This window comes from Saccharothrix variisporea (genome assembly GCF_003634995.1).
In the GTDB taxonomy this organism is placed as follows: Bacteria; Actinomycetota; Actinomycetes; order Mycobacteriales; family Pseudonocardiaceae; genus Actinosynnema; species Actinosynnema variisporeum.
The window spans coordinates 2,040,163-2,053,910 of sequence record NZ_RBXR01000001.1 but is presented as its reverse complement, the minus strand read 5'-3'; the positions used below and the strand labels follow the sequence as shown (position 1 = coordinate 2,053,910).

Genomic DNA, 13,748 nt, shown 5'->3' with positions numbered 1-13,748 from the left:
TCGACGGACGGACGAGAAGAGGTGCACGGATGCGGTGGAGAACCGTCCTGCTGACCACGGGGTTGCTGCTGGGGATGGCGACCGGCACGGCCGGCGCCGAGGGCGCGACGATCGTGGACTCGACCCGGCACGGCGGGCGCACGGTCGCCTTCACCTTCGACGACGGGCCCAACCCCGTCGACACGCCGAGGTTGCTGCGGGTGCTGCGGAAGCACCACGTCAAGGCCACCTTCTGCCTGTGGGGTGAGCGGGTCGAGCAGTACCCGGAGGTGGTGCGGGCGATCGTCGCCGGCAGGCACGAGCTGTGCAACCACAGCTGGGCGCACGTCGACATGAGCACGTGGACGCCCGAGCAGATCAAGGCGGACCTGGAGCGCACCGACGCGGCGATCCACCGTGCGGTGCCCGGGGTGCCGGTGCGGTACTTCCGCGCGCCCTTCGGCGCTTGGGGCCGGACGCCCGAGGTGGCGGTGGCGATGGGGAAGAGCGCGCTGGGCTGGCGACTCGCGATCGGCGACTGGGACCCGCCGCCCAGCACCGACGAGCTGGTGCAGCGGCTGCGCGACGGCATCACCGAGGGTGCGGTGGTGCTGATGCACGACGGTCCGGCCAGTCGCGCCAACACCGTGGACGCCGTCGACCGGATCGTGCCCGAGCTGCGGCAGTCCGGCTACCGCTTCGACCGGCCGGCGCGATGAAGCGTCTCCTGCTGCTGGCGGTCGTGCTGCTCCTGGTCCCGGCCGGGACCGCGACCGCCTCCGGTGGCCGGGCTTGGGTCGGGGCGTGGGCGACGTCCCCGACGGGCGTGCCCGCGTCGGACACCATGACGTTCGCGGACCAGACGTTGCGGCAGGTCGTGCACCTGTCCACCGGCGGGCGCGAGGTGCGGGTGCGGTTGTCCAACGAGTTCGGGTCGCAGCCGCTGGTGATCGGCGAGGCCCGTGTCGCGCGCGGCGCCGGCGGTTCCTCGGTGGTCGCCGGGTCTGATCGGCGGCTGACGTTCGGTGGGCGGGGTGCGGTGACCGTGCCGCCGGGGGTGCCGGTGGTGAGCGATCCGGTTCCGTTGGGCGTGACCGCGGACTCGGACCTGGTGGTCAGCGTCTACCTGCCGGTGTCGACTCCGGCGACGACCGTGCACGCTTTCCCCTTCCAGGACGGGTGGGTGGCGTCGGGCAACGTGACCGCCGCGCCGACCATCAGCCCGACCGGCGTGCTGGGCAAGTGGCACTTCCTGACCGGCGTCAGCGTGTCCGGCGTCCCGTCGACGGCACCCGGCGGCCCTTCGACGGTCGTGGCTTTCGGCGACTCCATCACAGACGGCGCCGAGACCACCCGCGGCGCGAACCGCCGGTGGCCCGACGTCCTGGCCCGGCGCCTGCACGGCCGCTTGGGCGTGGTGAACGCCGGCATCAGCGGCAACCGCCTGCTCCACGACCCCAACCCGCCCGCGGGCCACCCGGCGGAGGCGTTCGCTGCGTACTTCGGCGAGTCGGCGCTGCGCCGGTTCGACCGTGACGTGCTGGCCCAACCCGGCGTGCGGCACGTGGTGGTGCTGCTGGGCGTGAACGACCTCGGCCACCCCGGGACCGTCGCGCCCGTGGAGGAGGCGGTGACGGCGGAGGACATCATCGCCGCGCACCGCCAGCTCATCGCTCGGGCGCACGCGGCCGGGTTGCGGATCGTGGGCGGGACCATCACGCCGTTCAAGGGTGACACGTTCGGCTTCTACAGCCCGGAGCACGAGGCTGCCAGGCAGGCCGTGAACCGGTGGATCCGGACGTCCGGGGAGCACGACGGTGTGGTCGACTTCGACCAGGCCCTGCGCGACCCGGCGGACCCCGAGCGCTTGCGCCCGGAGTACGACAGCGGCGACCACCTGCACCCCAACGACGCCGGCATGGCCGCAATGGCCGGCGCCGTGCCGCTGCAACTGTTCCGCTGAGCGGTTTTTGTTGTGGGGTCCCGGACTTCTCCGGGGCCCCACACGCCTATACTCCGTTCTTCCGGGGAGTGTGCGGGGGATCGCGGTGGGCGTGCGGAGTGACGAGTTCTTCCGGGTCGTGAACCGGCTCGGGGAGGTCAAGCGGGCGGAGAGCGGGACTTACAGCTCGTTCAGCGTGCGGGGGAAGAAGTTCGGGTACTACTGGCCGCGGACGCAGACGGTCGGGCTGAAGCAGACGCTGTCCGAGCAGCTGGCGCTGGTGGCCGAGCGGCCGGACGTGTTCGAGGAGCAGTTCACGGCCGGCGGGTTCGGCTGGGTGGTCGTGTACTTGGAGAAGATCGAGCTGGACGAGCTGACGGAGCTGGTCTTCGAGGCCTGGCGCCTGACGGCCCCGGAAGACCTGATCTCCCAAACCCCAGACCCAGCCCACTCCCGCCCCTAACCCACTCCCGGCCCTAACCCACCCCCAACCCGACCCACCCCCAACCCGACCCACCCCCAACCCGCGCCGCCACCGCCGCATCCCCCACGCCGCCCCTCCGCCGACTGCCTGCCCGGGCCGTCTGCCCGCTCGCTGCCGCTTGCCCGCCGACTGCCCGCCCGCCGGCTGCCTGCCCGCTGCCGCCTGCCCGCGTTGCCGCCGCGCGTTGTCGCAGTCAGCCGCCCGCCCCGCTGTCGCGCGCCCCCTCGCCTGCCGCCGCACGCCTGCCTGCCGCCGCCCGCCGCCGCCTGCCCGCCTGCTGCCTGCCCGCCGCCGCCGCCTGCCCGCCGCCGCCCGCCCGCCTGCTGGCGCCCGCCTGCTGGCGCCCGCCTGCCCCTCCACGCCTGCCGCCGCACCTCACTGCCGCCGCACCTCACTGCCGGGCGTGCCGCTGCGCAGGGGGTGGCGTCCCGTCTCGCGTGTCGGCGGATCGCCGCGCCTGGCCGGGCGTCCGCGCGGCTTCACCCAGGGCCGGCCGGAGCCGCCCGGCGTGGCCGGGGCGTCGTGCGGGGCTCGGCCTGGTGCGTGCCTGGGCTGGGCACCCGGACCCCGGACCGCGTACCCCCTCCCCACGGGGGCCGTTGACCGCGCTCCTTGTTTACGGGACGCGCGAGTCGCCACTTGGTCGCGGATCCTGCGACTCACACGATCGGGTGATGTCTGTTTTGCCTGGTCAAGCCAGGTGTGCGGCCTCGGACGGGATCAGCTTAAGGGTTCGGCACGAGGACTCGTGCGTAGAGCCGGCGGAGGAAATTCGGGGCGGGTGGCTGGTGACTTTGGGGGCTTCATGCAGTAGGAATGCCGTGGTGCCCGAAGTTGCGCGGAAAGGGGTTGTAGTGAGCAACTTTGAACGTCGCTCGCGCAGAAAGCTGCGGAGGGTCGGGGTCGCTGCGGCCTTGTTGGTGTCATTGAGTCCCCTGCAGCCGGCCCTGGCGGCCGAAGGGGAGCAGTTGGGCGCGGTCACCGGGGTTGAGGTGGAGGCCGGCGGGGTCGTGCTCGACGCTGGGCGGGCCAAGGTCCGGGTTTCGTTCCTCGCCGACGACGTCTTCCGGATCTGGCTCGCACCGGACGGCACGTTCACCGACCCCGCGAACACCGCCCCCACCGACCCGACCCAGCCCTCCTCGAACATCGTCGTCAAGACCGACTACGCCAAGCCCGCCACCCACTGGTCGGACCAGGGCCCCTACTACTCCCTGCGCACCGCCAAAGCCGAGGTCCGGGCCCAGAAGAACCCGCTGCGGTTCTCCCTGCACCGGCCGGACGGCGCGACCATCTGGTCGGAGGTCAAGCCCCTGACCTGGACCGACACCGCCACCACGCAAACCCTCAGCCGCGCCGCCAACGAGCAGTTCGTCGGCGGTGGCATGCAGAACGGGCGGTTCTCCCACCGGGGCCAGACCATCCGGATCTCGCGCGACTTCACCTGGACCGACGGCGGCAACCCCAACGCCTCGCCCTACTACATGAGCACCGCCGGCTACGGCGTCCTGCGCAACACGTTCGCCCCGGGCACCTACGCGTTCAACGAACCGCTCGCCACCAAGCACGAAGAGAAGCGCTTCGACGCCTACTACTTCGTCGGCGACCTGAAAACCTCCCTCGACCGCTACACCGAACTCACCGGACGCCCGTTCCTGCCACCCCTCTACGGCATGGAGTACGGCGACTCCGACTGCTACAACCGCGGCCACTACCGCCCGGGCCTCGACCCCGACCCGAACAACGACTGGAAGTACCACCCGGACAAGGAAGTCACGACCGACGCGGCCAAGGTCGCCCAGAAGTTCGTCGACCACGACATGCCCCGCGGCTGGATGCTCGTCAACGACGACTACGGCTGCGGCTACAGCGCCGACCGCGACGCGTACATCCCCAACCCCAACCAAGGCGGCGTGGAGAAGTACGTCGGCACCCGCGACATCGCAGCCCTCACGGCCACCGGTGAAGCGTTGCGCCAACGCGGTGTGCAGATGGGTCTGTGGACCGAAGCCGCGCTGGACCGCCAGCCCGAAGAGGTCGGCCAGGCCGGGGTGCGGGTGCGCAAGCTCGACGTCGCCTGGGTCGGACCCGGCTACCGGCACGCCCTGTCCGCCTGCGACACCGCCCACCGCGGCATCGAGCAGCACAGCGACGCCCGCGGCTACAGCTGGATGGTCGAAGGCTGGGCGGGCGCGCAACGTTGCGCGGTGCAGTGGACCGGTGACCACAGCGGCACGCTGGACAACATCAAGTGGCAGATCCCCGCGATCCACGGCTCCGGCAACTCCGGGATCGCTTACGCGGCCGGCGACGTCGACGGCATCTTCGGCGGCAGCGCCACCAGCTACGTGCGCGACCTCCAGTGGAAGGCGTTCAACCCCGCCCTGATGACGATGTCGGGCTGGTCGACGCCGAAGTTCAAGCAGCCCTGGGCGTACGGCGAGCCGTACACGGCGATCAACCGCCAGTACCTCAAGCTGCGCGAACGGCTCCTGCCCTACTTCTACAGCTACGCCGCCGAAGCGCACCGCACCGGCGCGCCGATCGACCGGTCCCTCATCCTGGAGTACCCCAACGACCCCAAGACCTGGGACGACACCACCAAGTACGAGTTCCTGGCGGGCAAGGAGTTCCTGGTCGCGCCCGTCTTCACCGACAGCGAGGTCAAGAACGGCATCTACCTGCCCGAGGGCACGTGGATCGACTACTGGACCGGCCGGCCGCACCGCGGCCCGACCACGCTCAACGGCTACCACGCCCCGCTGGACCGGCTGCCGCTGTTCGTCAAGGCGGGCGCGGTCGTGCCGATGTGGCGGGACGGCATCAACGGGCACGCCGAGCAGCGGCCCGGCGACCGCGTGACGCTCGACGTCTACCCGAAGGGCCGCTCGTCCTTCGAGCTGTACGAGGACGACCGCGTCACCCGCGCCCACCGCGACGGCGCCTCGGCCACCCAGAAGTTCGAGGTGACCGCGCCGACCACGGGGCGCGGCGACGTCGTGGTGCGCATCGGCCGCAGTGAAGGCGACTACGCGGGCAAGCCGGCGCAACGCCCGTACGAGCTGACCGCGCACACCGGCACCAGGCCCGGTGCGGTCGTGGTCGACGGGAAGGCGCTCAAGCCGGTCGCGTCCAAGCAGGACTACGACACCGCCGACACCGGCTGGTTCTACGACGAGTCCGACCGGGGCGGCGTCGTCCTGGTCAAGACGGCTCCGGTGGCGACGTCCGCGCAGGCCACCGTCGTGCTGGCCGGCGCGAGCGCGGTCGGCGGCGGGCACGCGTCCGACTCGTTCGGCGTCGCCGAGCTGTCCGCGCCGGACCTGTGGAACGCGCCCGGCCGGCCCACCGAGGTCACGGCGACCTTCCGCAACGACTCCACCTCCGTCATGCGGGACGTCCAGCTCGGCCTCTCCCTGCCCGAGGGCTGGGCCGCGCAGGGTGACGCGGAGTTCCGCTGGGTCGTGCCGGGGCAGACCGTGCAGCGCACGATCGCCGTCACGCCGAGCGGCAAGGCCGGACAGTTCACCATCGGCGTGCGCGCCGACTACACCGCGCGGGGTGCGCGGTACGAGAGCACGGCGGTCGCGAGCGCGTTGGTACCGTTCGGGTCGGTGGGGGAGGCGGCGGACACCGTCGGCATCACCGACGCCGCCACTTACGCGTCCGGCAAGTTCGACCCCGATGGCAACAGCTTCGCGGCGGAGTTGTTGGCGCAGAAGGGTTTCACGCCCGGCGCGAAGGTCGTGGCGAACGGGGCGGAGTTCACGCTGCCGTCCGGCGCGCCCGGCACGCCGAACATGGTGAAGAACACCAGCCTGCCGATCCTGGTGTCCGGCAAGGGCAGCCACCTCGCGTTCCTGGCGTCCGGGGCGAGCACGAACGCGACCGGCTCGGTCACCGTGCTCTACACCGACGGGACCGAGTCGCGGCACAGCCTCCAGGTGCCGAACTGGTCGTTCCAGGACGCGGGCACGGGTGGCGCGAAGCTCGCCGTGTCGGTCAAGGGCCGTTACACGCCAACGGGTCTTGCCAACACCGATGTGGACTACCGAATGTTCTACAACACCGTCGAGCTGACACCCGGCAAGACCGCGCGGGCGGTGAAGCTGCCCGCCGGCACGTCGATCGGGTTCTTCGCGGCCACCGTGCACGACCGCCCGCTCCCGCCCGCGCCGAAGGGCGAGGCGTGGGTCAGCGACCTGGAGTGGATCAACGCGGTCAACGGGTGGGGCCCGGTCGAGCGGGACCGGAGCAACAACGAGAGCGCGGGCGGTGACGGCAAACCGTTGACCCTCAACGGGACCGTCTACGGCAAGGGGCTCGGCGCGCACGCCGTGTCGGACGTGAAGGTCAACCTCGGCGGGACGTGCTCGAAGTTCACCGCGAAGGTCGGCGTGGACGACGAGATGGCCGACCGCGGCTCGGTGGTGTTCAAGGTCGTGGTGGATGGGGTGGAGAAGTACGCCTCACCCGTGCTGACCGGCACGTCCGCGACGGCGTCGGTCGAGGTCGACGTCACGGGAGGGAAGGTGCTCGACCTGGTCCTCGGGGACGGCGGCAACGGCATCGGCAGCGACCACGGCGACTGGGCGGAGGCGAAGCTGACCTGCGCGCCTTAGCGGGTCCGCGGATCATATATGAGACATGAGATATGACGGAGGCTGGATCGGCTGTATGGCCTCCGTCATATCTCATATACGACGATGTCCGCGTGATCAGGCCCGGGGACGCCAGCGCTTCCACACGGCGGTGGCCTCGGCGCGGGTCTTGCCGTCCCACACCAGGGACACGTCCACGGTGATCTGGGGCTCGGTCGCCTCCTTGACCACGGCACGCAGTTCCACCGCGTCCGACAGCGGGGACGGTCGCAGGTAACGCACGTCCAGCCCGGCGGTCACGTACGACAGGGCCGCATCGCCCAGTGGCGGCCACCCCTGCTGCTCGGCTTCCAGCATCACGGCGGCGGCGCTGTGGCAGTCGAGGACCGTGCAGATGATGCCGCCGTTGAGGAAGCCGAGGCCGTTGTCGTGCTCGGGCCACGGCGTGAAGGACGCGGTCACCACCCCGTCCTCGCCCGGGTAGCTGCGCAGCCGCAGCCCTTTCTCGTTGGCGTGGCCGCAGCCGAAGCACGGCAGCGTCGGGTAGAGGCGTTCCTGGATGCTGATCAGGGCGGTGCTGGTCACGGGTCCAATGTAGGCGGACGGCGCTGGGTCACCGGCCGGGGACGTCCGGTAGTGGGGGCGGGAGGGGGACCAGCAGGTCTTCCTCGGCGGTGAGGACGTCGCCGGTGAACTCGGCTCGGGCGGCGGCCGCGGCGGCGGATCGGTCGTTGCCGGGCCAGAAGTGGGTCAGCATGAGCGTGCGGGCGCCGGCGCGGGACGCCCAGCGGCCGGCTTCGGTGGAGGTGAGCAGGTTGCGGCACGGTTGTTCGGTCTCGCCGATCCGGTCGGTGGCCTCCACGATGTAGAGGTCGGCGTCCCGGCCCAGTTCGGCCAGCGCGGGGGACGGGCCGGTGTCGCCGGTGTAGGCGAGGACTACGCCGTCGGCCTCCAGGCGCACGCCCGCGTTGGGCACGTAGTGGGGCAGCGGCACGCCGGTCAGTTCGAACGGGCCGACGCGGTAGCGGCCGGGCAGGTCGTGCACGTCGAAGACCGCGGTCAGGTCCACCTCGGGCTCCAGCGCACCCAGCCTGGTCAGCACCCCGGGCGGGCAGTACAACGGCACCCGGCCGCCCGCCGCCCCTCCGCCTGCCGCACCGCTGCCCGCCGCACCGCCGTAGAAGCGCATGCGGAACAGGCCGTGGAGGTCGATGCAGTGGTCGGGGTGTTCGTGTGTCACCACGACGGCGTCCACCGACCCGTCCGGGCAGTGGCGCAGCAGTCGGGGCAAGGTCGCGTACCCCAGGTCCAGCACCAGCCGGAACCCGTCCCACTCGACCAGGAACCCGCTGCACGCCCGTCCCGGCTCCGGGTACGCCCCGCAGCCGCCCAGCACCCGCACCGCACGCATGGCTGAAATCTTGCCCGATCACTGGATCGGAACAGCCTCTTACGGCCGATTCGCCGGACACCTCACGGGGGTACCTCTAGCAAGCGCGCGATGACTCCCGGGGCTGGGTGGAGGTTGCGGTGGACGTGGACTTCGACGACACGACGGCCCGGGAACTGCGGCGTTACGTGGAGCGCGTCGGGGACGCGTTGGACCTGGCCGGTGAGTGCTGGTGCTGTGACGCCGGCCCGCCCGCCACCGCCTACCTGGCCCTGGAAGGCCGGCTGCCCTCCCACCCGGACCGCGATGTCGCCCTGGTCTGGGACGAGCGGCAGGGGTGGTCGGTGGCCGTGGAGACCGGGTGTGGTGAGGACCTGCTGGTGGTCGTCGGGTTGCCGGGGCTGGTGCCGCGGCCGGAGGTGGTGGCGCGGTTCGTCGCGCGTCTGTTGCGTGGCCAGGCGCTGCCGGATCCCGCGCCCGACTGCACCGGCCCCAGCCTGCTGGCCCGGCTGCGGGAGGCCAACCGGGCCGAGACGGCGCTGGTGTCGGTGCACAGCACCCGGCGGCGGGACGCGATCGTGACCATGGTGTCCGGGGAGGTCGACGCGGCGACCGTGGACGTGGTGCGGGCGGAACTGGTGGCGCAGTTGGCGAACCGGCCGGCGCGGCTGGTGGTGGACCTCGCGGACGTCGACTTCCTCGGCGCGCGCGGGATCGCGGTGCTGATCGACGTGGACCGGCGGGCGCGGCGCGTGCACGTGCCGGTGACGGTGGTGGCGCCGACGAGCCGGGTGCTCAAACCGTTGCAGGCCACCGGCGCGCACCTGATCCTGCACGTGTGCCCGTCGGTGCTCCGCGAGGGTGCGTGAAGGAGTCGACCGGGTGGACGTGCTGATCACCAACGACGACGGGATCGACTCGCCGGGTCTCGCGGCCCTGGCGCGGGCCGCGGTGGCGCACGGCTGGCGGGTCGTGGTCGCCGCGCCGGCGCAGGAGGCCAGCGGCACGGGGGCCGGACTGACGGCCACCGAGGAGGAGCGGGACACGACCGAGGGGAAGCGGGGCGCAGAGGACGGGCGTGGCGCAGACGACGGGCGTGGCGCAGAGGACGGGCGTGGCGTAGAGGACGGGCGGGGCGCAGACGACGGGCGGGGCGTAGAGGATGGGCCGCGGGTGGCGGTGCGCAAGCGGTCGTTGCCGGGGCTGGACGGCGTGCCGGCCTACGCGGTGTCCGCGCACCCCGGGCTGATCGCGCTCGTGGCCTCCCAGGGCGCGTTCGGCGACCCGCCGCGGATCGTGCTGTCCGGGGTGAACCGGGGTGCGAACGTCGGCCGGGCGGTCCTGCACTCGGGCACCGTCGGCGCGGCCCTGACGGCGGCGCTCAACGGCGCTCGGGCGATGGCCGTCTCGCTGGACGTGGACCTGGACCCGCGAACCGAACCGCACTGGGACACCGCGGTCGCCGTGGCCGCGGGCCTGTTCGACCGGCTCGCCGCCCTGCCACCGGGCACGACGCTGAACCTCAACGTCCCCGACCGCCCCCACGCCGGCCCGCCGCGCCGGGCCGACCTCGCCGAGTTCGGCCTGGTCCGCAGCCGGGTGCAGGAGAGCGACGACGGCTCGATCCACTTGGCCGCCGTCGTCGTCGAAGGCGACCTGCCGCCGGGCAGCGACGCCGCCCTGCTGGCCGAGGGCCACGCCACGCTCACCCCGCTGCGGTCGATCGTCGAGGACCCGGGCGTTCAGCTGTAGCGCAGCAGCCGCACGGACGTGATGGCGTGGTGCTCGACCCCGAGCACCTCGACCGTCCAGCCCGACACCTCGACCCGGTCGCCCGGACGCTCCGGGATGCGCCCGAGCAGCACCAGCACCAGACCGGCGATGGTGGCGTAGTCGCCCTCGGGCGCGTCGGGCAGGTCGACGCCGATGTCGGTCAGGTCGTGCACCGGGAACGTGCCGGGCAGGACCAGCGACCCGTCGTCGTCCGTGCGCACCGCCAGGACGTTGCGGTCGGTCTCGTCGTAGATCTCGCCGACGACCTCCTCCAGCAGGTCCTCCAGCGTCACGATGCCCGCGATGGCGCCGTGCTCGTCCACGACCACCCCCAGCTGCTCGCGCTCGGCCTTGAACCGGCGCAACGCGTCGGCGACCCGCAGCGAATCCGGGAACACCGCGGGCGGGCGGGCCACCTTGACCAGGTCGGCCTCGTCGTCCAGCAGGTCCCGCAGGTGCACGACGCCGACCACGTCGTCCAGGTGCCCCTTCACCGCGACCGGCGCACGCGAATGCCCGGACGCGGCCAGCTCGGCCCGTGCGGTCGGCACGTCGGTCTCGGCGGCCAGCGTCACCACCGCCCGGCGCGGCACCAGCACCTCCCGCAGCCGGCGCTCGTGGATCTCCAGCGCGCCCATGATGATCATGCGCTGCTCGACGTTGAGCCCGCGCTGGGCCTCCACCAGCTCCCGCAGCTCCTCCGGGGACAGCTGCCCGGAGTCGGCCTCCGGTTTCCCGCCGAACAGCCGCACCACCACGTTGGTCGACGCGCTCAACGCCCACACCACCGGCCGGGACAGCGCGGACAGGAAGTCCAGCGGGCGGGCGACGAGCATGGCCCACCGCAGGGCGTACTGCATCGCCAGCCGCTTGGGCGCCAACTCGCCGAACACCAGGGTCAGGAACGTCAGCACCACGGTCACCGCCGCGACCGCGACCGCCTCCGCCGCGCCGCCCAGGAACCGGAACACCGGAACGAGCGGCCCGGCCAGCGACACGGCCGCGGTCGCCGAGGCCAGGAACCCGGCGAGCGTGATGCCGACCTGGATCGTGGCCAGGAACCGGTTCGGGTCGCGGGCGAGCCGGACGAGCGTGCGCCCGGTGTGCCCGCCCTCCCGTTCCAGGGCCCGCAGCTGCCCTTCGCGCAGGGAGATCAGGGCCATCTCGCTGCCCGCGAACACGGCGTTGAGCAGCACCAGGACCACGACCAGCGTCACCGTGAACCCGTACCCGTCCACCCTGCCTCCCCGCCCGCCCGGACCGGTGTCCGACGCTACTGCGGCGCCGGGCCACCCGCTGGTTACCGCGAGGCCGGTGGGGAACCCTCCCGAGGTGGACGAACTGCCCCCACCGGCCCCGCCCCGCAGCGCGCTGACCTTGCGGCTGTGGCTGGCCGGGTTCGGCGTCCTGCTCAACGCCGGCGCCGCGATCCTGCTCTGGCGCGCGGACTTCCCGTGGTTGGCGGTCTTCCTGATCGCCATCGCGGTCGGTCTGGTGGTGGACTTCGCCTGGGTCGTGCACCGGAAGCGGCGCGGCGACCCGGGCTGACGCTAGGACGTGTGGCTCAGGATCGCGGCCCGCATGACCTCCAACCCGATCAGGTTGAACTGCCTGCCCAGGCTCCTCATCAGGGAGTTCTCCGTGGGCCGGTAGACACCGCGCTTGTGGTAGTACGCGCCTTCGTACGTGCCGACCACCCCACCGTCCGGAGACGCCTTGCCCAGGTGCGCGTACCACTTGAGCCGGTACTGGGTCATCTGCGCGCTGGTGTACTTGGAGACGTTCGGCTCGGTCGGCTCCGACCCCGTGTACAGGTCGTCGGGGTAGTCGTACTCGTCGGCCAGCCCGCCGATGGAGTGCCCCAGCTCGTGGGCCACGATCCAGGTGGCCTGGGCGTTGCCGCCCGACGACGTGGCCACGCCACCACCAGCGCCGCCGTACTTGGTGGTGTTGGCCAGCGCCAGGACCTGGTCGGCCTCGGGCGCGGCGGCGGCGTACTGCTTGGCCTTCGTCTCGTTCACGCACAACAAGCGTTCGATGTTGCCGCACCAGAAGTACATGTCCAGCGCGGTGTTGCGGCGGATGCCCCGGGTCGGGTCGTTGTCCACACCGGACTGTTGGGACACCACGTTGACCTGCCACACGTTGAACGACTGCTTGAGCGACTTGTACGGCTCGATGGCGCTCAGCTCCGCCCACCGGGCCAGGACGTGCTGGTGGAACGTGCCCAGCTCGCCGGCGGTGTAGCCGTCGCCGACGAACACCAGGTCGAACCGGGACGACGACGGCCCGGTCTGCTGGATCGGCACCACCTCGGCGGCGCTCGCCAGGACAGCCGACGACGTGGGCGGCTGCGGCACGCGAGCGCGCGTGATGGTGCCGTCGGGCGCGAAAACCTCCTTGACCACCATGGGGGCGGCGGTGGCGGTGAGTGGTTGGGCCAGCAGGGCGGCCAAAGCCACTAGAACGGACAGAATGCGCATGAAGGCGCTCCATTCCGTGCAGGGAGCCACAAAACGCATGTGGCCGGAACGCAGCCCACTATGGGACCGCTGCTCCCGTTGGTGGAAATACCGTTCCCGATCCACGCCGGTTATGGATGCGCCCACCCGCGGCTCCTACGCTCGTCGGATGGAGCTGGAGCTTCGCCACCTGCGGACGGTGTGCGCGATCGCGGAGAGCGGCAGCCTCACCAAAGCCGCCGCCGTGCTGCGGATGTCCCAGCCGGCCCTGTCCGCGCGCCTCAAACGGCTGGAGGAGGAGATCGGCGCGCCCCTGTTCGCGCGCCTGCCGCAGGGCATGGCGCCGACGCTGGTGGGTGACTTCGTGCTGCTGCGGGCGAGGGCGATCCTGCACGGCGTGGCCGAGCTGCGCCGGGACGCGGCCCGGCTGACCGAGCGGGCCACGACGGTGGTCGCCCTGGGCGGGGTGGTCGGGTCGGTGTCCATCGGGCTGGCCGAGCGGCTGGGGGAGCACCTGCCCGACCACGAGGTCCGGTTGACCATGGACTACTCGCCGGCGCTGCTGTGGGACCTGGTGGCGGCCGGGCGCCTGGACGTGGCCACGACCGTCGACTACCCGGGCTACGAGCTGCACTCCACGGCCGCGATGGCGTGCGAGCCCATCGCGCGCGAACCGGTGTTCGTCGCCGTCGCCGCCGGCGACCCGCTGGCCCGCCGCGCGGAGGTGCCGCTGGGGGAGCTGGCGGACCGGGTGTGGGTGATGACCCCCTCGGACGGCGCCGGGTGGCCGGACTGCTTCCACGCGGTGTGCGAGCAGCGCGGGTTCCGGCCGCGCGTGCGGTACTCGATCTCCAGCAGCGACTCGATCCGGGCGCTGGTGGCGGCGGGCCGGGCGGTGGCGCCGTGCCAGCCGGTGTACCCGTCCGACGACGAGGTGGTGGTGCGCCCGATCGCGGGCAGCCCGGTGTGGATGCGGCACGTCGTGGTGTGCCGCCGGGACGGCGTCCTGGCGGCCCGGCTCACGGTGATCGCCGACCTGGCCCGCGAGGCCTACTGGGCGCACGTGCGCGACCGCACGGCCCACTTCGACCTGCTCCGGTCCGGCCAGACGGGGTGA

At 72.2% G+C, this 13,748-nt stretch carries 12 protein-coding genes; 8 read left to right on the top strand and 4 right to left on the bottom strand.

From position 1 onward, the window contains the following. Nucleotides 1-29: 29 nt before the first annotated feature. From DFJ66_RS08850 to DFJ66_RS08835, 4 genes are all read left to right on the top strand, one after another. On the top strand, nt 30-698 hold the full coding sequence (locus DFJ66_RS08850; RefSeq protein ID WP_170199221.1) for a polysaccharide deacetylase family protein: 669 nt from the start codon (nt 30-32) through the stop codon (nt 696-698). Further along, the gene (locus tag DFJ66_RS08845; RefSeq protein ID WP_121219706.1) at nt 695-1,942 is read left to right on the top strand and encodes an SGNH/GDSL hydrolase family protein; all 1,248 of its coding nucleotides are present in this window, start codon (nt 695-697) and stop codon (nt 1,940-1,942) included. The genes DFJ66_RS08850 and DFJ66_RS08845 overlap by 4 nt, the downstream gene beginning before the upstream one ends. 85 nt (nt 1,943-2,027) lie before the next feature. Continuing rightward, on the top strand, nt 2,028-2,384 hold the full coding sequence (locus DFJ66_RS08840; protein ID WP_121230883.1) for an MmcQ/YjbR family DNA-binding protein: 357 nt from the start codon (nt 2,028-2,030) through the stop codon (nt 2,382-2,384). Nucleotides 2,385-3,325: 941 nt separating this feature from the next. Beyond that, on the top strand, nt 3,326-7,027 hold the full coding sequence (locus tag DFJ66_RS08835; RefSeq protein WP_246029645.1) for an NPCBM/NEW2 domain-containing protein: 3,702 nt from the start codon (nt 3,326-3,328) through the stop codon (nt 7,025-7,027). A 96-nt stretch (nt 7,028-7,123) separates the two neighbouring features. Here DFJ66_RS08835 and DFJ66_RS08830 read toward each other — a convergent pair whose 3' ends face one another. Further along, nucleotides 7,124-7,591, bottom strand: coding sequence for a PaaI family thioesterase (locus DFJ66_RS08830; protein ID WP_246029644.1), 468 nt, complete (start codon nt 7,589-7,591; stop codon nt 7,124-7,126). Nucleotides 7,592-7,619: 28 nt separating this feature from the next. Next, complete coding sequence (locus tag DFJ66_RS08825; protein WP_121219702.1) at nt 7,620-8,417, bottom strand: MBL fold metallo-hydrolase; 798 nt, start codon at nt 8,415-8,417, stop codon at nt 7,620-7,622. Nucleotides 8,418-8,536: 119 nt separating this feature from the next. Between DFJ66_RS08825 and DFJ66_RS08820 the strand changes: the two genes are divergently transcribed. Next, the gene (locus DFJ66_RS08820; protein ID WP_121219700.1) at nt 8,537-9,265 is read left to right on the top strand and encodes a DUF6292 family protein; all 729 of its coding nucleotides are present in this window, start codon (nt 8,537-8,539) and stop codon (nt 9,263-9,265) included. 13 nt (nt 9,266-9,278) lie between these two features. Then, complete coding sequence (gene surE / locus DFJ66_RS08815; protein WP_170199219.1) at nt 9,279-10,148, top strand: 5'/3'-nucleotidase SurE; 870 nt, start codon at nt 9,279-9,281, stop codon at nt 10,146-10,148. Here the strand turns inward: surE and DFJ66_RS08810 are convergent. Continuing rightward, nucleotides 10,139-11,407 (bottom strand): hemolysin family protein, encoded by a 1,269-nt coding sequence (locus tag DFJ66_RS08810; protein WP_121219698.1) that lies wholly within the window; start codon nt 11,405-11,407, stop codon nt 10,139-10,141. The genes surE and DFJ66_RS08810 overlap by 10 nt on opposite strands. Nucleotides 11,408-11,483: 76 nt before the next feature. On the opposite strand from DFJ66_RS08810, the gene DFJ66_RS08805 reads away from it, so the two are divergent. Continuing rightward, nucleotides 11,484-11,717, top strand: coding sequence for a DUF6343 family protein (locus DFJ66_RS08805; RefSeq protein WP_147459196.1), 234 nt, complete (start codon nt 11,484-11,486; stop codon nt 11,715-11,717). Between the two features lie 2 nt (nt 11,718-11,719). Here DFJ66_RS08805 and DFJ66_RS08800 read toward each other — a convergent pair whose 3' ends face one another. Then, a complete protein-coding gene (locus DFJ66_RS08800; protein ID WP_121219694.1) occupies nt 11,720-12,652 on the bottom strand; it encodes a M64 family metallopeptidase in 933 nt (310 codons plus the stop codon). A gap of 148 nt (nt 12,653-12,800) precedes the next feature. Here DFJ66_RS08800 and DFJ66_RS08795 point away from each other — a divergent pair, with 148 nt between their 5' ends. Continuing rightward, complete coding sequence (locus DFJ66_RS08795) at nt 12,801-13,748, top strand: LysR family transcriptional regulator (RefSeq protein WP_121219692.1); 948 nt, start codon at nt 12,801-12,803, stop codon at nt 13,746-13,748.

Bases quoted from the DNA above. Each gene is read 5' to 3' on its own strand.
- DFJ66_RS08800 (WP_121219694.1), bottom strand. From the start codon at position 12,652: ATGCGCATTCTGTCCGTTCTAGTGGCTTTGGCCGCCCTGCTGGCCCAA.
- DFJ66_RS08845 (WP_121219706.1), top strand. From the start codon at position 695: ATGAAGCGTCTCCTGCTGCTGGCGGTCGTGCTGCTCCTGGTCCCGGCC.
- DFJ66_RS08795 (WP_121219692.1), top strand. From the start codon at position 12,801: ATGGAGCTGGAGCTTCGCCACCTGCGGACGGTGTGCGCGATCGCGGAG.
- DFJ66_RS08850 (WP_170199221.1), top strand. From the start codon at position 30: ATGCGGTGGAGAACCGTCCTGCTGACCACGGGGTTGCTGCTGGGGATG.
- DFJ66_RS08825 (WP_121219702.1), bottom strand. From the start codon at position 8,417: ATGCGTGCGGTGCGGGTGCTGGGCGGCTGCGGGGCGTACCCGGAGCCG.